Origin of the sequence: Catellatospora paridis (assembly GCF_009720365.1) — a bacterium.
GTDB lineage: Bacteria > Actinomycetota > Actinomycetes > Mycobacteriales > Micromonosporaceae > Catellatospora > Catellatospora paridis.
Genome location: NZ_ML769317.1, coordinates 216,267 through 241,520, shown reverse-complemented (window position 1 = coordinate 241,520; position 25,254 = coordinate 216,267). Strand labels below are relative to the sequence as shown.

Sequence of the window (25,254 nt, the reverse complement as noted above, 5' to 3'; positions counted from 1 at the left end):
CGGGACGGACCAGCTCAGGCATCCATGCAACCAGCGAGAACAGGCCGCTGCCAGGCAGAACTAACGCAGAAAGAAGTGCCGCGGCGCCCCGCCGCGGTCATTGCGCGCCGACCAGGTGGACGAAGTCGGCCACGGCGCCCGTGAACGCCGCCGGCTGCTCGAGGTGGGGCAGGTTGCCGCTGTCGGTGAAGACGAGCAGGCCAGAGTCGCGCACTCCCTCGTGCAGCATCGTCGCCCAGCGCGGGCCGAAGAACGGGTCGTGCGCGCCGGCCAGCACCAGCGTCGGCGCTTGGATGCGGCCCAGCTCGCTGCGAACGTCGAACCGTGCGGACCGCCGGGCCCGCCATGGCGCGACCCAGCCCCGGGTGCGGGTCCGGACCCGGGCGAACCGCTGCTCGTGTGCCCAGTAGTCGGCGACGGCGGCGGGCCACGCGCCCCGGACGCCGCGGGTGAAGCTCTGGTCGTCGGTGGCGGTCAGCGCCTGTTCGAACGCCCGTACGGCCGCGGCGGCCTGCTCGCGGCGGCGTGGGTGGCGGGTCGGGAAGGCGGCCAGCCCGGCCAGGAGCGACTGCTGGAACTGCTCGTCGGTCACCGGGGACGTCGCGTACAGGACCAGCCCGGCTACACGGTCGGGGTGATCGAGCCCGTAGCGTTGCGCGATCAGGCCGCCGTGGCCGTGGCCGAGCAGGAAGACCTGATCGCGGCCGAGCGTGGACACGACTGCGTCGAGGACGCTCACATACGTGCTGAAGCGGTAGTCGCGCGGATCGGCGAGCCGGCCGGAGCGACCGGTGCCGATCGGCTCGATATAGACCAGTCGCAGATGCTGCTCGAGCTCCGGCATCCGCAGATAGTCCCAGTGCACGCCGGGGCCACCCGGATGCACGACGCAGACCGGGCCGCGGCCGGCGACGTGGAAGCGCTGATGGATCCCGTACACCGTCGTGGTGTGTGTGCCCTGCGCCAGTGCGTCGCCCACGTGCTCCTCGTTTCCTCGCGGCGTCACGTTAGGAGGCCGTGGTGCGGGTCCAGTGACATTCGAGTGCGTCGACCACGCGTCCGGAGCCGACGACGCGGGTGGCGGTCGACCTCCGCCACCCGCTGCCTGCCGTCGCCCGCGTGATCGGGGTGGCAGGTGTCCGTCAGTCCGTCTCGCGGGCTGCCCGCTCGATGAACTCGGCCGTGGTCTTCGCCCGCGACACGAACACCGCGTGCGAGGCGCCGTTTTCGCGCTGCTTGACGCCGTGCGCGCGGTCGGCGCCGAAGTGCTGCAGCTTCGCCGGGATCGTCTTGTCGGCCTCGGCGATCAGGTGGTAGCTGCGGATGGTCCGCCAGGCCGGCTCGCCCCCGCCCTCGTTCAGCGCCGACGCCGTGACCGGCCGCTGCGAGGAGGCCATCAGGGCCGCCTCGTGGGACGCGACGTCGGCGGCGAACTGCCGGCGGAACAGCTTCTGGTCCACGTACAGGTCCGCGTCGCCGTCGGGCAGCGGCACCGGGCGCAGCGTCTCCGGCAGGGTGCTGCCTTCGTACTTGGACGCCAGCTGGAACGCACTCTCACCCTTGTCGGGGGTGAACGCGGCGATGTAGACCAGTGCCTTGATGTTGGGGTTGCCGGTGGCCGCCGACGAGATGACCATGCCGCCGTAGGAGTGCCCGACCAGGATGATCGGGCCGTCGATCTGCTGCAGTTTGGCCTTGAGCTGGGCTGCGTCGTGTGCGACGCCGCGCAGCGGGTTGGCGGCCGCGACGACCGGGTAGCCGTCGCGCTGCAGCTTGCGGGTCACGTCATTCCAGCCGCCGCTGTCGGCGAACGCGCCGTGGACCAGCACGACCGTCGGCTTCTTGCCGTGGTCGCCGGTGGCCTGCGCGCCGGTGGGCGCGACCGCCATGACGGCGCCCGCGGTGAGCAGTGCGGCCGCGGCGACGCCGAACGCCCGCAATCTCTTGCTCAGTGACATCTGCGTTTCCTCCTGTGGTGTCCGCACCGCGGTCGCGGTGCGGGGGGCTCGAGCCGGCCCAGGTGGTGGCCGGTTCTTGCTCGCGAGGAGGAACGCTAAACACTCTGAGTGCGCAAGCAGTGGCGTTTGAGTGAGTGCGCCCGGTCGCAGCGTTACCTGAGCAGGACCGGCACCCGGATCGCACCGGCGAGCCGGTGCGCCCGCATCGCCGCCGGCGCATGGCCGCGGAGCCGGTCGGCCGCGAAGATCCGGACCAGGTCGTGCAACCGGTACCGGTCGCCTTCGGGCTGCAGCAGGCCCAGATCGACCAGCTCCTCCAGCAGGTCCTCGGCATCGAGGAGATCGACCTGGGCGAGCGCCGCGGCGTCCGGCACGGCGAAAACGGGTCCCGGCACGTGTGCGAGCCCCCGGAACATCGCCTTGGCCGGTTCGGACAGCTGGGCGTACGACCGAGCGAACGCCGCCGCCACGCCCAGGTCGCCCGTCGACAGGTTCGCCAGCCGACGGTCCTCATCGGACAGCACCCGTGCGAGGTGCCCCATCGTCCACCCCGGCCTGCTCGCCAGCCGCGTGCCCGCGATCCGCAATGCCAGCGGCAGGTGGCCGCACAGCCTCGCCACCGCGCCGGCCTCCGGTCCCGCCGCCTGTCCCGCGATCGCCTGCAACAGGGCCGCCGATTCGCGGGGCGTCAGCGGCGCCAGCCCGATCCGCAGCGCCCCCTCCAGGCCGCCGAGCAGGCGGCGGCTGGTCACCACGACCGTGCCGGTCCCCACGCCGGGCAGCAGCGGCCGCACCTGAGCCTCGTCGGCCGCGTCGTCGAGCACCAGCAGGCAGCGCCGCTCCCGCAGCACGGCCCGCACCTGCCCGGCCCGTTCCTGCTCGTCGTCGGCGATGCTGCGCGGGCTCACCTCCAGCGCCCGCAGCAGCCGCGTGGCCGCCTCACCGGCCGGCATCGGCACCGGATCCGTGCCACGAAGATCCAGGTAGAGCTGCCCGTCGGGGAACACCTGCCGCAGTTGCTCGGCCGCCCGGACCGCGAACGCCGTCTTGCCCAGCCCCGGCTGGCCGTGCACCACGGCCAGCAGCGTCCGGCCGCGGTCCGGGGCGGCCAGCGCGTGGCGGCGGAGCAGTGCCAGCTCCGGCACCCGGCCCACGAAGTCACCGATCCCCCACGGCAGCTCACCGACCCGGGGGCGGCCGACCCGCCTGTTCGGCCGCTGCGCCCGCACCGGCTCGACCAGGCGGGCCCGGTCGAAGTCGTCGAGCTTCAACGCATCGGCCAGCAGCGCCAGCGTCCGGCCCTGGGGCACCCGGCTGTGCCCCCGCTCCATGTCGCTGATCGCCCGGGCGCTGACACCTGACGCCCGGCACAAACCCTCGATGGTCAGCCCTGCCGACTGCCGGAACTCGCGCAGCCGCCGCCCGAACGTCGAGCCGGGCACCACGGCCGGCACCGGCTCGCCCTCGGGTCCGTCGATCCGTTCACGCCCACCCACCGTCGCTTCGCCCCCTTTGAGCTCGTCGCGGCTGCCGTCCGCTCCATGGTGGGCGGGGCGGGGGGCGGGTCCTGGCGGCGGGGGTCGCGGCGGTGATCATGCCCACGACATGTCACGAATGTGGCCTCTGCGCTGTCTCGGCTAATTTCCGGCAGCGCGGTGAGCTCGCGCGGCCCTCGCCCGGCCCGGTGGTGTCCATCGGTGCACGTGGTGGGTTGACCTGGTCGAGGACGCCAGGGGCGGCCACCGGCCCAGGCAGCTCGCCGTCAGTCGTGACCGGGCCGGCGAAGGGCCTGCAACGCCGCCTCCACGGCGCGCTGAACGGCGGCGTCGCCGTGGATCATCTGCCGAAGGCGGGCGACGGGCACCTCGGCGTGGACCGCCACCTGCAGCCCGTACAGCACCTCGCCGCCCGCCGGTCCCGCCGCGGTCGCCCCGACCAGAACGCCCCGATCGGTGTCCTCGACCAGCTTGACGAACCCCTCGCCGCCCGACCCTCCTCCGCAGGCCGGCGAGGCGATCGGCGCCAGGCCGGCGCGCACCTTCAAGCCGAGCCCACGGGCCTGGTGCTCGGTGAAACCCACCGCCGCGATCTCGGGGTCGGTGCGGGTGACCCGCGGCAGCGCCCAGTGGCCCGCGTCGGGCCCAGGCCGGCCGAGGACGTCCCGGACCGCGATCTCGGCCTGGTACGCCGACATGCGGGCGCTGCCGCCCCGCCCGGTGATGTCACCGACCGCCCACAGCCCCGCACCGGCCCGCATCCGGCCGTCGGTCGGCACGGCCAGCTCCGACGGGTCCAGGCCCACCGTGTCGACGCCCAACCCGGCCAGGTCCACGACCCGCCCGGTGGCCACGAGCAGCCGCTCGCCGTCCAGGACCGCCGGCTCCCCCGCCACGTGCGCCAGGAACCCGACGCCGTCGTGCTCGACCTGCCGCACCCTGGCTCCGGTGAGCACGTTCACGCCGTCGGCCTGCAATGCCGCCGCGGCCAGCTCCCCGGCTTCGGGCTCCTCTCGCGGCAGCAGCCGCTCCCCCGCCTCGATCAAGGTCACCGCGCTGCCGGCACAGGCGAACCTCTGCGCGATCTCCACCCCGTTGCCGCCCCCGCCCACCACGAGCAGTGACGCCGGCAGGTCCCGGCCCGCCGTGACGTCGCGCGGGGTCCAGTAGGGCGTCGCCGCGAGTCCGGCGACCTCGGCGGTGCGCGGCCGGGCGCCCGTGGCGAGCACGACACCGCGCCGGGCCTCGAACGTCGACCCGCCGACCGCGACCCGGTGCGGGCCTGCGAGCCGGCCGGTCCCCCGGACCAGCCGCATCCCCTGGGCGGCCAGGTCATCGGTCGTGGGCCAGTCTTCGCCGTCGTGGGCGGCCTGCCGGCGTACGCGGCGGGCGGCCCGGGACCAGTCGCCGACGGGTTCGGCCTCGACGCCCACCACGTCGAGCCCGGCTCGTGCCAGCGCGCCCGCGACGCGCCGGCCGCCGGGTCCCAAGCCGACGACGATCACGTCCGCCCGCTCGTCCATCCCGACTCCTCTGCTCGTCCCGCGACCACGGGTCCGTCCCCGCGCCGTCGCCCGGCCGCAGCCGCTGTTCGCCCCGGGCCCGCGGGCCGCGGATCGCGATCGACGTCAGCCCCGTTCAGGCTGGTGCCGGACGATGGCCAGCGGGGCGTGCGCGTGGTGCAGCACCGCGTGGCTGACCGAGCCGAGCAGCAGCCCGCTGAGCACGCCGCGGCCGTGTGCGCCGACGACCACCAGCCCGGCGCTCTTCGACTCCTCCACAAGCACGTGCGCCGCGGTGCCCCGGACCAGCCGGTGCTGCACGACCACCTGCGGGTAGCGCTCGAGGTGGCCGGCGACCGACTCCGAGAGGATCCGGTTCACATCGTCGCCCTGGTAGTCCCCGTCGTAGGCCACGGGCAGGGCCTCGCCCGGGCCGGCCGGCGACGGGAACAGCCACGCGTGCACCGCGACCAGCGGCACGTCGCGGTAGGCGGCCTCGGCGAACGCGAACTCGATCGCCACCGTGGACAGCTCTGAGCCGTCCACGCCCACCAGCACCGGGCCGCCGGCGTGCGGCTCGCCCCGCACCACCAGCACCGGGCAGTGCGCCCGCGCCGAGACCTGCACGCTGACCGAGCCGACCAGCAGCCCGGTGAAGCCGCCCAGTCCCCGGTGCCCGAGCACGACCAGCGCCGCGTCCCGCGACTCGGCCAGCATCACCGGAGTCGCCGCGCCGTCGACGACGACGCCGGTGACCGGCACCTGCGGGGCGAGTCTGCCGGCCTCGGCGACCGCCTCCGCGACGTGGCGCTCCGCCTCGTGGCGCAGGCCGCCGCCGGCCGGGGCGCCCGGGGCCGGGCCGACCGGGACGCCCATCAGCGGCCAGATGAAGGCGTGCACGACGCGCAGCGCACGACGCCGGTGCGCTGCTTCCTGAACCGCGACCCGTACCGCGTCCAGCCCGGCGGCGGAACCGTCGACGCCCACCACGACAGGGGCACCGGGTCTGATCGTCATGGCATCGTCCTTCGTTCAGCGTCGGCGGGAAAAGGGGATGGTGCGGTGCCGCCCGACGCGGATCCGCGCAGGGCGGTCGCACGATCCGTGGCTGAAACTAGGCAGGCCGAGTGCACAAGCAGTGGCAAACGAGTGAGTGCGCACGGTCACTGTTCACCGCACGGCGGTGATCGGCCCCACCGGAGTACCCGCGCCCGATGACCGGATCGGCCCGCCGGCAACGCGGGAAGGGCCGGCCCGTGAACGGCCGGCCCTGCGGTGAACTGTCGTGTCGGTGCGATGTCAGCCGAGGTAATGGACGCAGCCGCTGCCGTTCATGTCCGGCCAGCAGAGCATGTTGCGGGTCTGTGAACCGTAGCCGCCGTCGATCTTGATGGTCGAGTCGAAGTTGTCGTGCCAGTATGTCTGCGCGAATCGCAGCGCGGCCTCGGTCTTCGACCCGAAGTCGTTGTCCACGTCGAGCAGCGTGTATCCCTTCCGGCCGCGGAAGTCGTAGTTCAGGGCCCGCTGCAGGTGGCCGACCCCGGAGTTGTTCGAGCCGCGCAGCAGCCAGCAGTTGAAGTTGCTCGACCGGTACGCGGGAATCCACGCCGAATACGGGTCGCCGCTCTGGTTCCTGATGATCACGCCGGCACCGTCGCACTGAGGATTGGCCGCGTGCGCCGCCGACGGCCCGACCAGCTGCACCACCGCGGCGGCGAGAACGATCACGGCAGCGGCCATCCCGCGCCGAGCGCCTGACTTGAACATGTCGACGTTGCTCCTCACTCGATTCCTCGTGGCGTGGAATCGCTCACGGACAGCGTCGCCATTGCCGGCCGGAGTTCGGGTCGATGCCGACCGACTCCGGACGGCCACGGCCGTTCACCCTGATCGTGGCCGCTGGACGGAGTCCGGCCACCGGACGGGACCGGATAGTGGTGACCGGTCTCAGCCCGCCGGCCGCGCTGGTCGCCGAGTACGTCTCCGACACGGAGCGCCTGTGGGCAGGAGTCAGCCGGGTGGCCCAGCATGATCGCGACTGCAGGCTGCCCGACCACGTGTCCGGTGTCGTCCGGCACGCGGAGTTGCGGATTCCCACCGTGCCAGCGGCGATGACTTCAGCTTCCGGAGTTCGTCGGATTCCGGCGATCCACATCCGACATCCGAGTTTGCTGAGAGGCACACGACGGGCAGCGAATGGAAGCGGCACGGGAGCCGGCCGCCGTCGTAGTTCCCGGCGGACGAAGGCGGATCGTCGGACGCACCGGATAGGGTGACCTATGTGGACGAACGTACGAGCCCGGTCGCGCAGTTCTGCACGGACCTGCGGGTCCGCTGGCAGGCCTCGGGCCGGGACCTGCCGAGCATCGCCCGGCAGGTGCGCATCAGCCGCACCCAGCTCTACGCGATCCTCAACGGGGAGATCAAACGGCCGCCGGACTTCGAGGCGCTCGTGCGCCCGTTCGTGCTCGCCTGCGGGGCGACCGACGCCGAGCTCGCCGACTGGCGACGCCGCCACGAAGTGCTGGTCGGCGTGCACGAGGGGTTGAAGCAGCGGGGCGGCCTCCGACCGGCCCCGCCGAACCTGCTGCCGGCGATGAGCGGCAGTTTCGTCGGCCGTGCCGCGCTGTTGACCGCGCTGGACACCGCGACCGGGTCCGTCGTCGTCGTGACCGGGCCGCCCGGGGTGGGCAAGACCGCGCTGGTCGTGCACTGGGCGCACGGCCAGGCCGCATCGTTTCCCGACGGCCGCCTGTATGCCGACCTGCGGGGTTATGCCCGTGACGGCGGCGCCCTCGACCCGGCCGACGCGATCCGCGGCTTCCTCGACGCGCTGGGTGTGCCGGCCCGGGACGTCCCGCCGGACCGGGCCGCGCAGGCGGCCCGGTTCCGCAGCCTGGTCGCCGACCGTCGCCTGCTCATCGTCGTCGACAACGCCCGCGACGCCGACCAGGTCCGCCCGCTGCTGGCCGGCGGGCCTGGCGTGCGCATCGTGGTGACCGGCCGCAGTCCGCTGACCGCGCTGGTCGCCGAGTTCGCCGCCGCGCCTCTGGCCGTGGACCTGCCCGGCGAGGCCGAAGCGGTCGCACTGCTCCGGTCCCGCATCGCCGGCCCGGTCGACGACGACACGGCCGCGGGCGCCGCGGCCGCCTGCGGGCGGTTGCCGCTGGCGCTCGCGTTGACCGCCGCGCGGGTGCGCCAGACCGGGTTCCCGCTGGCAGCAGCCGCCGCGGAGCTGCACCGGGCCGGCTCGCGAACCCATGACGACCTGCGCGCCGTCTTCTCCTGGTCGTACGCGGCGGTCAGCCCGCCCGCCGCGCGACTGTTCCGCCTGCTCGGACTCACCGTCGGGCCCGACGTCGCCGCCGACGCGGTCGCCGCCCTCGCCGGTGTGCACGACGCCCGAGCCGAGCTCGACGAGCTGGTCGAGGCCGGCCTGATCATCGAGCACCGGCCCCACCGCTACCTCCTGCACGACCTGCTGCGCGACTACGCCGGCGAGCAGGCCCGCGCCGTCGACACCGACACCGAGCGCCGTGACGCGCTGACCCGGCTGCTCGACTACTACACGCGTACGGCGCACGAGGCCGACCGCGTCCTGAACCCCATCCGCGCGCCGATCCCGCTGCCCGTGCCGCCGGCCGCGGGCAGCCGGCCGGACTACAAGGCCGCGCTGGCCTGGCTGGAGGCCGAACGCGCGGTGCTGATGGCGACGCTGCGCCAGGCCCGCGACGACGGGGCCGACCGGCACGCGTGGCAGCTCGGCTGGGCGCTGGACACGTTCCTCTACGAGCAGCACCGCTGGCATGACGAGGGCGCGGCGTGGGCGGTGGCGCTGCGGGCCGCGACCGCCTCGATGGACGACGCCGCGGCCGCCCACGCGCACAGGTTCCTCGGCGCCGTCGCCGGACGGCTGAGCCGCTTCGCCGACGCGTACGCCCACATGCACGAGGCCATGCAGCTGTGCCGGGCCGCCGGTGACCGCCCCGGCGAAGCCGAGACCGAGTTCGTCCTGTCGTATGTGTGCTTCCTGCAAGGCGACGTCGTCACCGCGTTGGCGCACGCCGAACGTTCGCTGGAGCTCTGTAGCGGCCTGGCCGACCCCGCCTGGACCGGCCGGGCCGCCAACGCCGTCGGCCTGTACCACTCCTACCGCGGCGACGCGTCGACCGCGATCGTCTTCTACCGCCGTGCCGCCGCCGAGCAGCATCAGGCCGATGATTTCGCCAACGAGGCCGTCAGCCTGGACAACCTCGGCATGGCCCACCACGCCCTCGGCGCGTACGCGGCCGCGGTCGAACAGTACGACGCCGCCCGCGACCTGGCCCGACAGCTCGGCGACCCGATCCTCGACGCGCAGGTGGCCAACCACGCGGGCGACGCGTTCCAGGCGCTCGGCGATCCCGCCACCGCCCGCGAGCACTGGGAGCACGCCTACAAGCTGCTGGCCAACGCCGGCCATCCGGTGGCCAACGACGTCGCCCACAAGCTCGCCGTACCGCATCCGGACCCGCAGGATCGCCGCTGACCGGTGGCGGCTGGCCCCGTATGCCACCGCGACCTGACGGCGGGCTGCCAGACTGACAGCTGACGCATGGGCCGACGGGAGGTGAGCCGATGTGCCACGTTGACAGGCAAGTGATTGCTTGCCTAACGTCAGGTCATGACCGCTGCCGGCACCACGCTCACCCCGTTCCTGATGTTCGAAGGCTCCGCCGCCGAGGCCATGAACTTCTACGTCTCCCGGTTCGACGACGGCGAGATCCTCACCGTGACGCCGCACCAAGGGGAGAACGCCGGCATACAGCTGGCCGAGTTCAGGGTGGCCGGGCAGCGGGTGCTGTGCAGTGACAGCTCCGTGAAACACGGCTTCACCTTCACCCCGTCGCTGTCGCTGTTCGTGCAGTGCAAAGACGACGCCGAAATCACCCGCCTGTACGCGGCACTCTCCGACGGCGGCGGGGTGCTCATGCCGCTGTCCCACTACGGCTTCAGCACCCGCTTCGGCTGGGTCAACGACCGCTTCGGCGTGTCCTGGCAGCTCAATCTGCCGTGAGCGCAGGTCGGTCCGGGCCTTTCGTCGTGGGCGGCGACGAGTCGAGGTGACCGAGCCGGGCAACAGCGGGCGCGGCAAGTTGGCGAACCGTTGCCACGGCAGAACCTCGCCACGAGAAGATCTTGCCAAGGCCAGGCGGCACGATGAGGCTGCCGAAGCATGTCCCCACACAAACTCGGCCGACTGAGCACGGCTCTGCTCACGACGATGGCATTGCTGGCCATCGCGCCGGCGGCGAGCGCCGCGCCGAAACCCTCACCTGCTCCGCCCGGCGCGCTCAAAGGCCCGGGCTTCTCCAAGAAGGACAAACTCGGCTCACACGACCGGGATCTGCTGGTCAAGGCCGTACGGGACGGCAAGAAGAAGGTCACCACCATGGTGGCCGTCGCCCCCGGCCAGTTCGACGCCGCTCGCAAGGCCGTCGAGGCGTCCGGCGGCGTCGTCGCCTCGGCCCAGCCGAAGGTCGGCTACCTGCGGGCGAGCCTGCCCGTCGGCGCCGTCGACACCGTGGCCCAGAAGGGCTCGGTGCTCGCCGTCGACCTCGACGAGGAGATCAAGCTCGCCGACCCGGTTCCGGCCACGGAGGGGCGGCACAACGGCGGCACCGCCAAGGCGCCCGGCGCGAAGACCCCGGCGGCCAACCCGTACCTGCCCACGCACGAGACCGGTGCCGTGGACTTCGTCGCCGACCACCGCACGTGGGACGGCCGCGGCGTCACCATCGGCATCCTGGACTCCGGAGTGGACCTCGACCACCCGGCACTGGCCACCACCACCACGGGCGAGCGCAAGATCGTCGACTGGGTGACCGCCACCGACCCCCTCACCGAGGGTGACAACACCTGGCTGGAGATGTCCGCCACGGTCACCGCCACGACGGAGTTCGAGTTCGAGTGGCGCACCTACGTAGCGCCGGCCGCCGGCGAGTACCGCGTCGCCACGTTCTACGAGTACGCCACTGCGGGCCCGAACGACGTCAACGGTGATGTGAACCGTGACGGCGACGACTGGGACTCGTTCACGGTGCTGTTCCGTCCCAGTGACAAGGCGATCTGGGTCGACGTCGACAACGACCGCGACTTCACCGACGAGCCGTTGCTGCGGCCGTTCCGTGAGGAGCACAAGGCGGGCCGGTTCGGCACCGACGACCCGGCCACGGCGATCAACGAGTCGATGCCGTTCACGGTCGAGTACCGGCTCGGCGTCGACCTGGCCCCAGCCGGGCGGGAGGGCACCGCCGACTTCGTCAGCATCGGCCTGCCCGAAAGTGCACACGGCACCCACGTCGCCGGCATCGCCGCCGGCCGCAGCCTGTTCGGCGGGAAGATGAACGGCGCCGCCCCCGGCGCGAAGATCGTCTCGTCGCGGGCCTGCACCTGGAGCGGGGGCTGCACGGCCGTCGCCCTCACCGAAGGCATGATCGACCTCGTCGTCAACCGCGGCGTCGACGTCGTCAACATGTCCATCGGCGGCCTGCCCGCGCTCAACGACGGGGCCAACGCCCGCGCCTACCTGTACAACACGCTCATCAACGACTTCGGCGTGCAGCTGTTCCTGTCCGCGGGCAACTCCGGACCAGGCCTGAACACCATCGGCGACCCGGCCGTGGCGACCGACGCGGTCGCGGTCGGCGCCTCGGTGTCCAGCGACACCTGGGCCGCCGACTACGGGAGCGACGTCAAGACCAAGATGGGCATCTTCGGCTTCTCCTCCCGCGGCCCCCGCGAAGACGGCGGCTTCAAACCCGACATCGTCGCCCCGGGCGCAGCGGTCAGCACCACCCCGACCTGGCTGCCCGGCGCGCCGGTCACCGGGGTCGGCTACGAACTGCCGCCGGGCTACAGCATGTTCAACGGCACCTCGATGGCCTCCCCGCAGGCCGCCGGCGCGGCGGCGCTGCTGCTGTCGGCCGCCAAGGCGACCAACGTCGACGCCAAGCCCGCCAAACTGCGCGCCGCCGTCTACGACAGCGCCCGGTTCCTGCCCGGCGTGGCCGCCCACGAGCAGGGCAACGGCCTGCTCGACGTCGCACGCGCCTGGCGGGCACTGGCCGAAGGCGGCCTGGCCACCAGCACGTACACCATCGACGCGCCGGTCTGCACCGCGATCTCGCCGTACCTGACCACGCCCGACCGGGGCGCGGGGCTCTACCACCGCTGCGGTGGCGCGATCCCCTTGCTGCAGAAGGTCATGGTCACCCGTACCACCGGCCCGGACCGGGCCGCCCTGCACCGGATCAGCTGGACCGGCGACGACGGCACGTTCAAGGCGTTCAGCGACATCGTGTTGCTGCCGCTGAACAAGCCCATGCCGGTGCTGGTCTGGGTGCGCCCGAAGGGCAACGGCGTGCACAGCGCCATCATGCTGCTCGACGACCCGGCGACCAAGGGCGTCGACGCCCGGATGATGGCTACCGTCGCGGTCGCCGACGAGCTCGCCGCGCCGTCGTACACCCGCACGCACAGCGGCCGGATCGACAAGGCCCAGTCCGAGTCCTACCTGGTGACGGTGCCCGAGAAGACCCGTAGCCTGCAGGTCAAGCTCGACGGCGTGGACGCCGGCGACCGGGTCCGGTTCGTCGCGCAGCACCCGTACGGCGTCGCGGTGGAGGACGGCTGCTACACGAACATGGACGCGCAGGGCTGCAACCCCAACGTCCGCAACTTCAAGGACCCGCTGCCCGGCGTCTGGGAGATCACGGTCGAATCCTCCCGCACCTCGCCGACCGCCAGCAGCGGCTACCGGCTCGCCGTGAACGTCTTCGGCGCCGATGCCAAGGCCGAAGCGGCACTGGGCACCCTGGAGATGCACTCGCCCAGCCCGGTCAGCTGGCAGGTCATCAACAATCTGGGCGCGCTGCAGCTCGCCGCGTCGACCTCGCCGCTGAGCAGCCGCCGCACCGAGCGGCCGTCCGTCGCCGACCAGCAGCAGCACCTGTACCAGGTGATCGTGCCGTTCGGCACGGGCCGTTTCAGGGCACGGATCGGCAATCCGTCGGACAAGGCAGCCGACCTCGACCTGATCGTCATGGCCAACGGCGTCGTGCTCGGGCAGAGCGCCGACGGCGACTCCGAGGAGGAGGTCGTCATCGACAACCCGCCGGCCGGCTACTACGCGGTCTGGATCGACGGGTACTCCGTTCCCGCCGGCTCCACCGAGTTCGACTACACCGACGAGATGAGCACCCCGTCGATGGGCACCGTGACCACCACGTTCGCCGCTCCGCTGGCACTGGCGCGCGGCGAGACGAAGACCGTCACCGCGGAGGTCACCGCGACCGGCACGGCTCCGGCCGGCCGGCGGCTCCACGGCGATCTGGATCTGGTGAACACCGACGGAGCCGTGGTCGGCATGGCCGGCGTCACCATCGAGGCGGTGCACGGCCCGACGGTGCGGGTGGCCGAGGAGTTCGGCCCGTTCGCCGCGTTCACCGCGATCGACGGCGTCGTGGCGGGATCCACGCAGGTCGACTCGGTCTCCAGGCCCTCCCGCTGGACGAAGGCGGGCGGTGTCAAGGCGTACCCCGACCAGAGCGGCCATATCTTCGGGCTCAACAACCACGGTGACGGCGCCGGGTTCTCCGAGTACATCCACACGCCGACGCTGCCGGCCGTCTTCCACGCCGACGGCACGGTGACCGAGCTGCAGCTGCCGTCGTGGCGGCCGGACGCCCTCTACGGCATCGGCTATGGCGTCAACGACGCGGGCGCCGTGGTCGGGTCCGTGACGGCGGTGACCGAAAACGCCGACTGGTACTGGCACTACGAAGGGTTCCGGTGGACCGAGCAGGGCGGCATGGTGAAGCTGCCGCACCTGTCCGCGAACCCGGAGCTGACCGAGCCGTACGCGATCAACAACAGCGGCACGGCCGTCGGTGTGTCGATGGACGCCGGCGGCTGGCAGACCGCGGTCCGCTGGGACGCTGCCGGCAACGTGCACCGGATCGGGCCGGCGGCCGCGGGCGAGCACAGCTTCCTCGTCGAGATCAACGACGCGGGCACGGCGGTCGGCGAGAGCGGCAACCGGGCCGCGATCTGGACCGTTGAAGCAGGTATGCGCCGCCTGCCCGACTTCGGGCTGCACTCGAAGGCGGTCGGCATCAACGCCTCCGGCTGGATCATCGGCGAGGCCGACGTCGAGCCATACGAGCCGCACGTCGTCGCGTGGGACCCGCAGGGCCGGATCTGGGACCTGTCGGCCATGCTCGGCACCGATCAGTGGTGGCTGTCCGAGGCGGCGGACGTGACCGACGACGGCGGGTTCGTCGTCTACGGCATCGCCATGGACGGCTCCGGCAAGACGCACGCCATTCTGCGTTTCTGACGTAGCCGAGAAGCGAAAGGACACTCTTGACGGAGCTCCCCCTCCCTCAAGGGTGTCCTTTCTTGATCCAACTTGGAAGGCACCACGGTCAGTGCGCGTCGACCCAGCCTCGTCGGGTGGCGTAACCACCGAGCTGCATCCGGGTCTGGACGCCGGCGATGTCCATGAGATTGCGCAGGCGCCGGTGCAGCGTGCGTGGTGACAGACCCAGCTGTGCCGCAGCCGTCTGATCGGTCAGCCCGGCAAGCAGCAGGGTGAGGATTCTGCGGTCGAGATCGGTCGGGCCCTGCGGGCCGGACTCGGCGACGGTCTCGGGTTCGCCGTCGTTGCTCGTCAGCTTGAGCGGGTGAGCGGCATGCCACACCGTCTCGAACAGCGCGTCCAGCGCGTCCAGCAGTCCGCTGCGGTGCAGCAGCACCGCCCCGGGCTCGCCTGCCGGGGTGAGAGCGAGCGGGACGAGGCCGAGGTCGGCGTCGGCCAGCACCAGCTTCATCGGCAGCTGATCGGCGACCCGCAGTTGCACGCCGTTGCGCAGCGATGCGATGGCGTCGGCGACGATGCCCGGCTCGGCGAGCACGGCCCGGTCGAGCACCGCCCGGAATTGCACGCCGCGGCCGATGGCCGCGGGTTCGGCCGAGTTCTGCTCGGGCGGCACGGCGACGAACGGCGCGGTGATGAAACTGCGGACCTGCGTACGGGCTGCCTGCTGCACCTGCAGGAAGCGGTGGCGGATGGCGTCGACGCCGGTGACGACTTCGATCAGGTCGTTGATGTCGCGTCCGGTCACGGCCGCGCGGTGTTGCTCGGCGAAACTCACCAGTGCCTGTTCGGCCGTGCGCAGCCGGTCTCGGTGCCGGCTGATGAGTGCGCCGAGGGCCATGGCCGGCGGCGTGGCGGTGAACTGCTCTCCGGGCGACCTGATCGCCAGGCCCCACTCGACCAGGCGGGACAGGGCCTTGTCGACGTCGGCCTGGGGTGCGGCGAGCAGGTCCGACAGCAGCGTCGTGGTGGAGTTGGGCCGTCCGAGCAGTGCCCGGTAGACGCTCTCGTCGGTGGGGTCGAGCCCCAGCACGTCCAGCATCGGTGACCTGGTCCCTTCCGCTTGGTGCAGCGGGGAGAGTATGCGCCATCACGTGAGGCCTCCGCAGGCCTCCAGTGGGAACGCCGGTGACAGGCCGGGCCCGGGCAGTCGCCTGCCCGAGACACCTGCCCCCGTGCCGATGCTCGGTCCCACTGCCGCTTGTCCCGCTCAGCGGGCGGTCATTGCCGCGTCCCTCGGTGCGGCTCGGTCAGGGCGTCACGATCGCGAACCGCGGGTCGGGCGCGTCGAGGTAGCCCTGCATTCGCTGCAGAGCGCTGAGATCGCCGTCGTGTGCGATGCCGCCGAGGCCCTTGCCGGCCAGCATGCCCAGCAGTTGCGGCTTGGTCAGGGTGAGGCTGAGGTCGGGCTGCCCGGCGGGCGGGTTCTGCTGCTGGACGAGCACCCCGTTGCGCAGCGTGGTGCGGTACGACTGGCCCAGGTCGGTGAACGCCCAGTCGACGGTGATGGTGTCGTGCCAGGCCTTCGGCGCGTCGACCCGGATCGCCAGGGTGTCGAAGATCTGCTCGATGGACAGCACCGCGGCCATGCCGCCGCCGAGGTCCACCGGGGTGACGTCGGGTCCGTGGCGCAGCTCCTGCGCGCCGGTGAGGTAGAAGTTGCGCCAGATGCCGTTCTCCGCGCCGTGGCCGAGCTTCTCGTACGCCTGCGCGAGCAGTTCCTTCGCACCGCCGTGGTCGGGGTCGGCGAACACGGCGTGCTGCAGCAGCTGCGCGGCGAATCGCAGGTCCCCGGCGTCGACGTAGTCGCGTGCCTTGGCCAGGACGGCGTCGAGGCCGCCGAAGCAGTCGACGTAGCGTTTGGCGGTCTCGACCGGCGGGTGCTGCCACAGATTGGCCGGGTTGCCGTCGAACCAGCCGAGGTAGCGCTGGTAGACGGCCTTGACGTTGTGCGACACCGACCCGTAGTAGCCGCGTCCGTGCCACGCCGCGTCCAGTGCCGGCGGCAGCTGGATCATCTCGGCGATCTCGGCGCCGGTGTGGCCCTGGTTGGCCAGCCGCAGCGTCTGGTCGTGCAGGTAGGCGTACAGGTCACGCTGCTCGGTCAGGTATCGGGCCATGTTGTCCTGGCCCCAGGTGGGCCAGTGGTGCGAGGCGAACACGACGTCGGCCGCGCCGTCGAACATGGTGATCGCCTCGGTCAGGTAACGCGACCAGATCCGGGCGTCGCGGACCAGCGCACCGCGCAGGGTCAGCACGTTGTGCATGGTGTGTGTGGCGTTCTCGGCCAGGCACAGGGCGCGGTGGTCGGGGAACAGGAAGTTCATCTCCGACGGCGCCTCGGTGCCCGGCGTCAGCTGGAACACGATCCGCACGCCGTCGAGGGTCTCCTGCTGCCCGGTGTGCGTGACGTCGATCGTGGGCGGGAACAGCGACACGGTCCCGGACGAGGTGGCATTGCCCAGCCCGAAGCCGATCTGCCCGGTCGGGCCGACCGGCAGCGTCGCGCCGTACATGAACCCGGCCCGGCGGGTCATCGCCGTGCCGGCGTACACGTTCTCCGCGACGGCGTGCTCCATGAAGCCGACCGGCGCGAGGATCGGGACGTTGCCGTCGGTGACGCCGGCGGCGCCGCCGAAGTGATCGGCGTGGGAGTGCGAGTAGACCAGTGCGGTGACGGGGCGGTCGCCGCGGTGGGCACGGTACAGGCCGAGCGCCGCCGCGGCGGTCTCTACGCTGAGCAGCGGGTCGATGACGATGATTCCGGTGTCGCCCTCGACGATGGTCATGTTCGAGATGTCGAGGCCGCGTACCTGGTAGATGCCCTCGGTGACCTCGTACAGGCCCTGGCGGGCGCACAGCCGGCTCTGCCGCCACAGGCTCGGGTTCGCCGTGTCCGGGCACTCGTCGTCGAGGAAGGACCACGCGTCGGCGTCCCACACGACCCGTCCGTCGGCAGCGGTGACGACACCTGGGGTCAGGGCGGCGACGAAGCCCCGGTCGGCGTTGTCGATGTCGGTCCGGTCGTCGAAGTCGGGGGCGCTGTCCATTGCGGAACCTCCGTGCGTGTACACCTGGGAAGTGCTTGAGATCTTGGGCTGTCGGCCGTTGGCCGGTCATGGGGCCGAGCGTCGGGCGACTACGGCGCGGCGGCCGTGCCGAGGGCGGCCGGCGCGCCTGCGGGCACGGCGGGCCGGTGTGGCGCGATCGGGGCCAGGCGCTCGTATGCGGTGCCCAGCGCGGGCCTGGGGTCGGGCTCGCCGCGGTTGGGCCAGAACGACATGGCGCGCTCGGCCTGGGCGGTGATGGTCAGCGACGGGTTGACGCCGAGGTTGGCCGACACGGTCGAGCCGTCGGCGACGTGGACGCCCGGGTGGCCGTAGAGCCGGTGGTACGGGTCGACGACGCCGGTCTCGGGCGTGTCGCCGATCGGGCAGCCGCCGATGAAGTGGGCGGTCAGGGGGATGTTGGCGATCTCGCCGATGGTGCCGCCGGCGATGCCGTCGATCTTGTCGGCGACCCGGCGGGCGGCGTCGTTGGCGGCGGGGATCCAGGACGGGTTCGGCTGGCCGTGGCCGGGGCCGGAGGTGAGCTTGTAGCCGCCGAGCAGACTCTTGCGTCCGCGGACGGTGATGGAGTTGTCCAGCGCCTGCATCACCAGCAGGATGATCGTGCGCTCGGACCAGTTCTTCGGCGAGAACCAGGTCCACTGCCGCGGCTGGGTGGCCAGCGTCTTGAGCCAGGTGACCCAGCGTGGGTGGCGCTGGTCGCCGTCGGTGAGCGCGGTCTGCAGCAGCGCCATCAGGTTGCTGCCCTTGCCGTAGCGCACGGGCTCGATGTGGGTGTTCTCGTCGACGTGGATCGACGAGGTGATCGCGACGCCCTGGGTGTAGGCGATGTTCTTGGCCCGTGCCTTGACCCCGAGGATGGACTCGGAGTTGGTCCGGGACAGCTGACCGAGCTTGGCGGAGATGCGCGGCAGCGACCCGGTGTCGCGCAGGCGGTGCAGCAGCTTCTGGGTGTTGTACGTGCCGGCCGAGAACACCACCTGCTCGGCGGTGAAGGTGCGCCGGTTGCGCCTGCGGCGCGCCGACTTGTCGGTGCTCACCGTGTGCACGGCGTACCCGCCTGCCGGCAGCGGTTTGACGTCGACGACCGTGGTCATCGGGTGGATCTCGCAGCCGTTGCGCTCGGCCAGGTACAGGTAGTTCTTGTCCAGGGTGTTCTTGGCGTTGTAACGGCAGCCCGTCATGCACGAGCCGCACTCGATGCAGGTGTTGCGCCTGGGTCCGGCGCCGCCGAAGAACGGGTCGTCGACCTCGGTGCCGCGCTTCTGGCCGTCCTCGCCGAAGAGCACGCCCACGGGCGTCAGGGTGAACGTGGCGCCGACTCCCATGTCGTCGGCCACCGACTTGAGGACCTTGTCGGCCTCGGTGACGGTGCGGTTCATGGTGACCCCGAGCATGCGCCGGGCCTGCTCGTAGTGCGCCTCGAGTTCGTCGCGCCAGTCGGTGATGTGGGCCCACTGCGGGTCGTCGAAGAACGGCGCGAGCGGCTTGTAGAGCGTGTTGGCGTAGTTCAGCGATCCGCCGCCGACGCCCGCGCCGCCGAGGATCACGACGTCGCGCAGCAGGTGGATGCGCTGGATGCCGTAGAGCCCCAGGGCCGGGGCCCAGACGAACTTGCGCGCGTCCCAGGACGTCTTGGGCAGTTCTTCGCTGGTGTAGCGCCGGCCTGCCTCGATCACCCCGACGCGGTAGCCCTTCTCGGTCAGACGCAGGGCAGAGACGGATCCGCCGAAGCCGGAGCCGATGACGAGGACGTCGTAGTCGTGGGTACTCATGACATGCATACCTTCCGCAGCAGCGTCAGAAACCGTGGGCAGCGCTTCGTTCCAGGTGGCGTGCACCTTCGGCGTTCTCGCATCGGCGGCTCGTGGGTGCCGAGCCATCAAATCCGTTAACGCCAGTATCGTTATTAGCGATGGGCGAGGCAAGGGCCGCCGACCGGAAAGTTCACCCCCGCAGCGCGGAGGCGAAGATGGCGGGCAGCGCCGACCAGCGGGGGCGAGCGGCGAACGCGGTGAGCCGGCGGCCGGTCGTCGCGGCCGTGCGGTTGGTCAGGAACCACGGCGGTTTCGGGGTGAGGCTGAACTCGCCGGTCATCACCGAGCGCGGCAGCGGCCGGAACGGCCCGTACACCACGGTCCGTTCCGGGCGGTGCAGCAGCAGCGCGTTGTGCACCACGCCGCGGCCGCTGGCGATGTCGTCGAGCGGATGCCCGGGGAATGCGCCCCAGGTGGCACGGGCGGTCAGGTATCCCACGCCCGTCCAGGCGTTGACGCCGATGGTCCCGTAGCGCAGGCGGGCGATGGCGGCCCGCAGGCGCGGACCGAGCTGCCGGCGCGTACGGGGATCGATCACCAGGTTGGCGCCGAGCGTGCCGTGCAGCCGCTCGTTGGCGGCGTCGACCGCGGCGTCCAGGAACTCCGCGCCCGTGCCGGGCAGTTCGGCGACGCCGAGGACCGGGCCGAAATACTCGGTGCCGAACGCCGGCTCGGCGTCGTCGCCCAGGTCGAGGCCCCACAGCAGGGTGCGTTCGGCGGTGCCGCCGACGGCCTCGAAGCGCGGATGCGCCCGCCGGGCACCGGACACCCGCACGTCGCAGCCCGGATACCAGGCCGGGCGGACGGGTGCGTTCGCGAACGCGTCGCGCAGCGCGGCGAGGAACTCCCGCTTCTGCGGCCAGTCACGGCTGACGATGACGATCTGCGCGGCAACGCAGTTGAAGCCGCTGTTGTGCAGGCGCTGGGTGGCGACGTGCTCGGCCTGGAACCGCAGGTCGGCCTTCGACCAGCGGCCGGGCATCACGATCGTCGGGGACACCCCGCCGAGTTCGCTGGTGACGGGCTTGTCCAGCCGCGGTGTGCCGGCGGCCTTCGACGCCCGGCCAGCCTCGCCGCTGCCCCACACGATCGCGTCGTGGGTGGCCTCGCTGCCGGTGAGGTGTACGGCGTCGACACCCGGGTGGGTCACCAGGTGGTCGCCGACGGAGGCGTCCCCGCTGACGATGCGCAGGTAGCCCCGCTTGATGAACGGCGCGAACACCGCGGCCAGCACCGGCAGCAGCGCGTCGGCGACCGGGTTGAGTTTGAGCATGACCACCCGGTTGTACGCGTACAGCTGGTACAGCACGTCCAGCGGTGCGATCGAGAAGATGTTGCCCGCGCCCATCACCACGGCGACGCCGGCCGTCATCTCCGGCGCGCGCAGGCCCAGCCCGGCGCGTTCGCGGGTCTGCTGCTCGGTGACGCCGGGCTCCATCCACACCTCGGCCCGGAAACCGCTGAGCAGCAGCCGGTCGAAGGTGTTGTGCGGCAGCACGCCGATGCTCACCCGGCCGCCCGGCGCGGCCCCGACCTTGCAGCCCGCCAGCAGGTCACGTCCCTGCTCCAGCCGGGCCAGGGTGCCGGCCAGGGCGTCGACGTAGCCGAGCACGGCCCAGGGGCCGCTGGTCCACTCCTCTCCGAGCAGCGGCGAGTCGGGGGCCAGCTGCTTGATGCCCCCGGCGACACGCACCCATTGTTCGGCGTGGGCGGCGACGGCCGCCTGCAGCTGGCGCAGCAGGGCGCGACGGGAGCTGAGGGACTCGCGGGCCCATGCTCGTTCACCGTCGCGAAGTTCGGCGATCATCTGGTCCAGCTGCGCGGTCGTGGCGGTGCTGTCGGTCATCGGTGTCGTCCTTGTCGGCGCTGGGTTCGGCGGGAGGTCGCCGAGGATCGTGAACGCGAAGGCGGCCGCGCACGCGCCCCGGCGGGTTCGGGTGCAGGCCGCCGCCTGCCGCTCCTCCCCACGGCAGGCGGCGGTGTCCGGGTGCCGGGTGAAGCCGGCGCGGTGTCAGGCGACCAGGTCGGCCGGGGCCTGGATCTCCCGCTTGAGGATCTTGCCGGTCGGGGACTTCGGCAGCTCGGCGACGATCCACACGTGACGCGGGTACTTGTACGCGGCTGCCTGCGCCTTGACGTGCTCGCGCAGCTCGTCCGCGGTGACCTCGGCGCCGGCCTTCAACGCGACCACGGCGCAGATCTCCTCGCCGAGCTCGGCGTGCGGGACGCCGATGACGGCGGCCTCACGCACCGCCGGGTGCTCGTACAGCAGCTCCTCGACCTCGCGCGGGTAGACGTTGTACCCACCACGGATGATCATGTCCTTCTTGCGGTCGACGATGAAGAAGTAGCCGTCGTCGTCGACTCGGCCCAGGTCGCCAGAGCGGAACCAGCCGTCGGCGTCGATCGCCTCCGTGGTCGCGTCCGGCCGGCCCCAGTACCCCTTCATGATGTTGTGGCCTCTGATGACGATCTCGCCGACGCCGTTGTCGACGTCGCGCAGCGCCATCTGCACGCCGGCGACCGGCGTGCCGATCGAACCGGCCTTGCGCGCACGGTCGGCGTGGTTGAACGACGCGATCGGCGAGGTCTCCGACAGCCCGTAGCCCTCGAGGATGATGCAGCCGAACGCGGCCTCGAAGGAGCGCATGACCTCGACCGGCAGCGCCGCGCCGCCGGATACGCACAGCCGCAGGCTGTCCGCGTCGAATTCGGACCGCTGCGGGTGGGCCAGCAGCGCGACGTACATCGTCGGCACCCCCTCGAAGACCGTGACGCGGTGCTGGTGGATCGTGGCGAGCACCGCCTGCGGGTCGAAGCGCGGCACGAGCGCCAGGCACGCCCCGGCGGCGACAGCGGCGTTGAGCCCGCACGTCTGCCCGAACGAGTGGAACAGCGGCAGCGCCCCCAGCACGACGTCACCCGGCGTCATGGAGATCAGGTCGATCGCGACCTGCGCGTTGCGGGTCAGGTTGGCGTGGGTCAGCTCGGCGCCCTTGGGCGTGCCGGTGGTGCCGGAGGTGTACAGGATGACGGCGGTGTCGCTCGCCTCGCGCTCGACGATCCCCTCCTGCGGCGTGGTCGCGCCGAGCAGCGCCTCGAACTCTCCCGGCGTCACCAGCACGCAGTCGGTGCCGGCGGCGGCCGCGCCGGCTACGGCGTCCTGGGCGAACCCGTGCCAGGCCAGCACCAGCTTGGCCTGCGAGTCGCTCAGGTAGTACGCCACCTCGCGGGACTTGAGCAGCACGTTCATCGGGACCACGACGGCGCCGGCACGCAGGATGCCGTAGTAGGCCGCGGCGAACTGCGGCACGTTGGGCAGCATGACGCCGACCCGGTCTCCAGGTCGCACGCCACGGTTGCGCAGCAGCCCGGCCACCCGGGCGCTGGCCGCGTCGAGCTGTTCGAACGACAGCACGATGTCACCGAGCCGGATGGCCGGGGCGGCACCGTCGCGGGCGGCCGAGTCGGCCAGGTTCTGGGCGAGGTTGGTCATGATCGGGTTCTCCATCGGATGCGGTTCAAAGGGGATCGGTTCTTCGGCTGTCGGCGCCGGCCTGCCGCGGCGGTCTCGGGGGACGTCGGCGCGGCGGGCGGTCGTGCGCGGCGCGGACCCGGCCGCCGCTTGCTTGGCAGAGGCGTGCGGCCGGGTGGCGTGGCGGGTCACTGCGCCAGGCGCTGCCTGTCGCGGGCCGGGTCGACGAGCGTGACCGCGGCGATCCCGCCCAGCAGCAGCACGGCTGCCGAGATCAGGACCGCGTTGCCGTATCCGGCTGCGCCCTGGGTGTCGACCAGGCGGCCGACCAGGATGGGGGCGATCAGGCCCGCGGTGGTCACGACGCCGTTCATGATGCCCAGGGCCCCGCCGCGGCGGGCGGCCGGCGCGATCTCGGCGACGGTGGTGACGGCGATGGTCGCCATCACGCCGCAGATCCCGAACCCGGCGACCAGCAGCAGCACGGTGAGCGGGCCGCCCGAGCCCAATGCCAGGGCCAGGCAGCCGGCGGCGCTGAGGAGCAGGGTGATGCCGCCGACCCGGGCGCGGGCCCAGCGGCTGCTGACGCCGCGGCGCAGCAGCCAGCCGGTCAGCCCGGCCTGGCCGAGCAGCGCCACGGCGTTGACGGCCCACAGCATCGCGACCAGGTTGGCCGAGGCGGTCTTGGAGTAGCCGAGCCCGTCGTGCAGGTACGAGGGCAGCCAGGCGACGGTCAGCGCGACCATCCAGTAGGTGGCGAAGTAGGCGGCGGTGACGCCGATCCAGGAGCGGGTGCCCAGGATGCGCCGGTAGCCGACGTTGCTCGGGGTCGGCTCGTACGCGGCTGCGGCCGCCGCATCGACGTCGGCGTCCGGGCCGGTCGCGACGGCGTAGGGGCCTTCCTTGCCGGCGAACGCCCACACCAGCGCCCACACGACGCCGGCGACGGCGACCACGCCGAACGCGGACCGCCAGCCGTGCTCCGTGATCACCCAGGTCAGGCCGGGTGCGGCGAGCACGACGCCGAACGTGGTGCCGGCGGTGACCAGCGCACTGGGCAGGTTGCGCCTGCTGTTGGGGAACCAGGACAGGGCGGTCTGCTGGGCGATCGGGAAGGCGGGGCCCTCCGCCGCGCCCAGCACGATCCGGGAGGTGAACAGCATGGCCACGCCCGCGCCCAGCGCCAACGGGGTCTGGGACACCGACCAGAGCAGCACCATGCCCAGCAGCAGCCACCGCGGGCGCACCCGGTCGGCCAGCAGCCCGCCCACCGCGCCGAAGATGGAGAACAGCAGGAAGAAGGCGCTGTTGGCCGTGCCGAACTGGGTCGCGGACAGGCCCAGGTCTGCCCGGATCGGGTCGGCGGCCAGGCCCAGGATCGACTTGTCCGCAAAGTTGATCATCATGAAGGTGACCAGCAGGGCGGTGACTATCCACGCGCGGCAGCGGTTGTCCGGGGTCCTCCCGGAGGGTCTTACGGGCGTTGCGGGTGCGACTTCGGTGTCGGTCACGATTGCTCCGCGGTGGCTGCGATGGACTGGGGGACGGCGTGCGGGTGGTGCAGCAGGGCGGGACGCCGGCGATCACGAGGCGCTGCGCCGTCCGGCGCGCCATCCACGTGACCTCCGACACGCTAGATTCGTAACCGGTAGTATCGTTATAGGCATACGGCGGCGCAAGAGCCCTCAGTAGAAAATCTGCCGCCACCACGGGCCAAAGACGCCAGCTCAAGGGTGTCGAGCAGGCCGCGGCAGCGGATGTGGGAGGTCTTGCGGCGCTACCGGATCAGGCGGACGAGCCCACCGCGCGAGCGATCATGTCGGCCAGCTCCGCGGCGAACCGCCCGTCGGGCAGCTCCTGCTCGATCACCAGGCGAAAGATCAACGGCGCCGCCACCAGCGTGGCCGCCGCCTGCACATCGACGTCGGCACGCACGTCACCGCGCGCGATTCCCCGCTCGAGGATCTTTCTCGTCTCCCCCATGATCCGGGAGACGTACCGCTGATAGGCGCCGCGCACCTCGCCGTCCTCCTCCACCGCCGCGATCAGCCCCGCCAGCAGCCTGGACGTGCCCGGAGTCCGGTAGACATCCAGCCGCGCGTCCAGCACCGCCCGCAGCTCAGCGCGGAAATCGCCCAGATCAGGCACGGTGAGCTCCCCGATCCGGGCCTCCGCCGCCGCGAGGAACAGATCGTGCTTACCCGGCCAGCGCCGGTAGATGGCGGGCTTGCTCACCCCGGCGCGAGCGGCCACGGCATCCATCGTGACCGCGGGCAGCCCCTGCTCGGTCACCAACTCCAGGACCGCCGACAGCACCGCGCCCGTGACGTGCTCCTGTCGCGGCCGCCCCGGCCCCCGCTCCACCCGTGCACCCGCCATGCCAGCAGCCTACGGGCGGCGCGACGCGCGCCAAGCCCGGCCTGGTTCCGCGAAGCCCGCCCAGTAAGGGTGTTCAGCGCTGCGCCAGGGACTGCGTGCGGCTGGGCCGCACACCGGTGCAGGGACGGCAGGCCGGCGGAT

Annotated in this window: 16 protein-coding genes; 3 read left to right on the top strand and 13 right to left on the bottom strand. The window is 72.0% G+C overall.

Going from position 1 to position 25,254, the window contains the following annotated elements:
- Nucleotides 1–97 precede the first annotated feature (97 nt).
- The 6 genes from F9C41_RS18960 to F9C41_RS18935 all read right to left on the bottom strand — a co-directional run bounded on the left by F9C41_RS18960 (nt 98) and on the right by F9C41_RS18935 (nt 6,723).
- Complete coding sequence (locus F9C41_RS18960) at nt 98–979, bottom strand: alpha/beta fold hydrolase (protein ID WP_155388155.1); 882 nt, start codon at nt 977–979, stop codon at nt 98–100.
- Between the two features lie 163 nt (nt 980–1,142).
- Nucleotides 1,143–1,958, bottom strand: a complete 816-nt coding sequence (locus tag F9C41_RS18955; protein ID WP_155388154.1) for an alpha/beta hydrolase — start codon at nt 1,956–1,958, stop codon at nt 1,143–1,145.
- A gap of 152 nt (nt 1,959–2,110) precedes the next feature.
- Nucleotides 2,111–3,454 carry a helix-turn-helix domain-containing protein gene (locus tag F9C41_RS18950; RefSeq protein WP_230689744.1) on the bottom strand — a complete coding sequence of 448 codons (1,344 nt, stop codon included), beginning with the start codon at nt 3,452–3,454 and terminating at the stop codon, nt 2,111–2,113.
- 266 nt (nt 3,455–3,720) lie between these two features.
- A complete protein-coding gene (locus F9C41_RS18945; RefSeq protein ID WP_155388153.1) occupies nt 3,721–4,977 on the bottom strand; it encodes an FAD-dependent oxidoreductase in 1,257 nt (418 codons plus the stop codon).
- Between the two features lie 105 nt (nt 4,978–5,082).
- Nucleotides 5,083–5,973, bottom strand: coding sequence for a universal stress protein (locus F9C41_RS18940; RefSeq protein WP_155388152.1), 891 nt, complete (start codon nt 5,971–5,973; stop codon nt 5,083–5,085).
- 282 nt (nt 5,974–6,255) lie between these two features.
- Nucleotides 6,256–6,723: a peptidoglycan-binding domain-containing protein gene (locus tag F9C41_RS18935; protein WP_155388151.1), complete on the bottom strand. Its 468-nt coding sequence runs from the start codon at nt 6,721–6,723 to the stop codon at nt 6,256–6,258.
- 514 nt (nt 6,724–7,237) lie between these two features.
- Here F9C41_RS18935 and F9C41_RS18930 point away from each other — a divergent pair.
- From F9C41_RS18930 to F9C41_RS18920, 3 genes are all read left to right on the top strand, one after another.
- Nucleotides 7,238–9,484: a tetratricopeptide repeat protein gene (locus F9C41_RS18930; protein ID WP_155388150.1), complete on the top strand. Its 2,247-nt coding sequence runs from the start codon at nt 7,238–7,240 to the stop codon at nt 9,482–9,484.
- Between the two features lie 135 nt (nt 9,485–9,619).
- The gene (locus tag F9C41_RS18925; protein WP_155388149.1) at nt 9,620–10,012 is read left to right on the top strand and encodes a VOC family protein; all 393 of its coding nucleotides are present in this window, start codon (nt 9,620–9,622) and stop codon (nt 10,010–10,012) included.
- Between the two features lie 159 nt (nt 10,013–10,171).
- Nucleotides 10,172–14,335: a S8 family serine peptidase gene (locus F9C41_RS18920; RefSeq protein WP_230689743.1), complete on the top strand. Its 4,164-nt coding sequence runs from the start codon at nt 10,172–10,174 to the stop codon at nt 14,333–14,335.
- A gap of 88 nt (nt 14,336–14,423) precedes the next feature.
- On the opposite strand, the gene F9C41_RS18915 is transcribed toward F9C41_RS18920, so the two are convergent.
- The 7 genes from F9C41_RS18915 to F9C41_RS18885 all read right to left on the bottom strand — a co-directional run bounded on the left by F9C41_RS18915 (nt 14,424) and on the right by F9C41_RS18885 (nt 25,113).
- Complete coding sequence (locus tag F9C41_RS18915) at nt 14,424–15,416, bottom strand: helix-turn-helix domain-containing protein (RefSeq protein ID WP_155388147.1); 993 nt, start codon at nt 15,414–15,416, stop codon at nt 14,424–14,426.
- Between the two features lie 208 nt (nt 15,417–15,624).
- The gene (locus tag F9C41_RS18910; RefSeq protein ID WP_155388146.1) at nt 15,625–17,424 is read right to left on the bottom strand and encodes an alkyl/aryl-sulfatase; all 1,800 of its coding nucleotides are present in this window, start codon (nt 17,422–17,424) and stop codon (nt 15,625–15,627) included.
- 89 nt (nt 17,425–17,513) lie between these two features.
- Complete coding sequence (locus F9C41_RS18905) at nt 17,514–19,217, bottom strand: GMC family oxidoreductase (RefSeq protein ID WP_155388145.1); 1,704 nt, start codon at nt 19,215–19,217, stop codon at nt 17,514–17,516.
- Between the two features lie 172 nt (nt 19,218–19,389).
- Nucleotides 19,390–21,105: an aldehyde dehydrogenase family protein gene (locus F9C41_RS18900; protein WP_155388144.1), complete on the bottom strand. Its 1,716-nt coding sequence runs from the start codon at nt 21,103–21,105 to the stop codon at nt 19,390–19,392.
- Nucleotides 21,106–21,270: 165 nt separating this feature from the next.
- Entirely contained in the window at nt 21,271–22,755 is a 1,485-nt protein-coding gene (locus tag F9C41_RS18895) for a long-chain-fatty-acid--CoA ligase (RefSeq protein ID WP_155388143.1), read from the bottom strand.
- Nucleotides 22,756–22,922: 167 nt separating this feature from the next.
- Entirely contained in the window at nt 22,923–24,140 is a 1,218-nt protein-coding gene (locus F9C41_RS18890) for an MFS transporter (RefSeq protein ID WP_155388142.1), read from the bottom strand.
- A 379-nt stretch (nt 24,141–24,519) separates the two neighbouring features.
- Nucleotides 24,520–25,113 (bottom strand): TetR/AcrR family transcriptional regulator, encoded by a 594-nt coding sequence (locus tag F9C41_RS18885; protein ID WP_155388141.1) that lies wholly within the window; start codon nt 25,111–25,113, stop codon nt 24,520–24,522.
- Nucleotides 25,114–25,254 lie beyond the last annotated feature (141 nt).

Coding starts and splice junctions, on each gene's coding strand:
- F9C41_RS18955 (WP_155388154.1), bottom strand. CDS start 1,958: ATGTCACTGAGCAAGAGATTGCGGGCGTTCGGCGTCGCCGCGGCCGCA.
- F9C41_RS18945 (WP_155388153.1), bottom strand. CDS start 4,977: ATGGACGAGCGGGCGGACGTGATCGTCGTCGGCTTGGGACCCGGCGGC.
- F9C41_RS18940 (WP_155388152.1), bottom strand. CDS start 5,973: ATGACGATCAGACCCGGTGCCCCTGTCGTGGTGGGCGTCGACGGTTCC.
- F9C41_RS18935 (WP_155388151.1), bottom strand. CDS start 6,723: ATGTTCAAGTCAGGCGCTCGGCGCGGGATGGCCGCTGCCGTGATCGTT.
- F9C41_RS18925 (WP_155388149.1), top strand. CDS start 9,620: ATGACCGCTGCCGGCACCACGCTCACCCCGTTCCTGATGTTCGAAGGC.
- F9C41_RS18920 (WP_230689743.1), top strand. CDS start 10,172: ATGTCCCCACACAAACTCGGCCGACTGAGCACGGCTCTGCTCACGACG.
- F9C41_RS18915 (WP_155388147.1), bottom strand. CDS start 15,416: ATGCTGGACGTGCTGGGGCTCGACCCCACCGACGAGAGCGTCTACCGG.
- F9C41_RS18910 (WP_155388146.1), bottom strand. CDS start 17,424: ATGGACAGCGCCCCCGACTTCGACGACCGGACCGACATCGACAACGCC.
- F9C41_RS18905 (WP_155388145.1), bottom strand. CDS start 19,217: ATGAGTACCCACGACTACGACGTCCTCGTCATCGGCTCCGGCTTCGGC.
- F9C41_RS18900 (WP_155388144.1), bottom strand. CDS start 21,105: ATGACCGACAGCACCGCCACGACCGCGCAGCTGGACCAGATGATCGCC.
- F9C41_RS18895 (WP_155388143.1), bottom strand. CDS start 22,755: ATGACCAACCTCGCCCAGAACCTGGCCGACTCGGCCGCCCGCGACGGT.
- F9C41_RS18890 (WP_155388142.1), bottom strand. CDS start 24,140: ATGATGATCAACTTTGCGGACAAGTCGATCCTGGGCCTGGCCGCCGAC.
- F9C41_RS18885 (WP_155388141.1), bottom strand. CDS start 25,113: ATGGCGGGTGCACGGGTGGAGCGGGGGCCGGGGCGGCCGCGACAGGAG.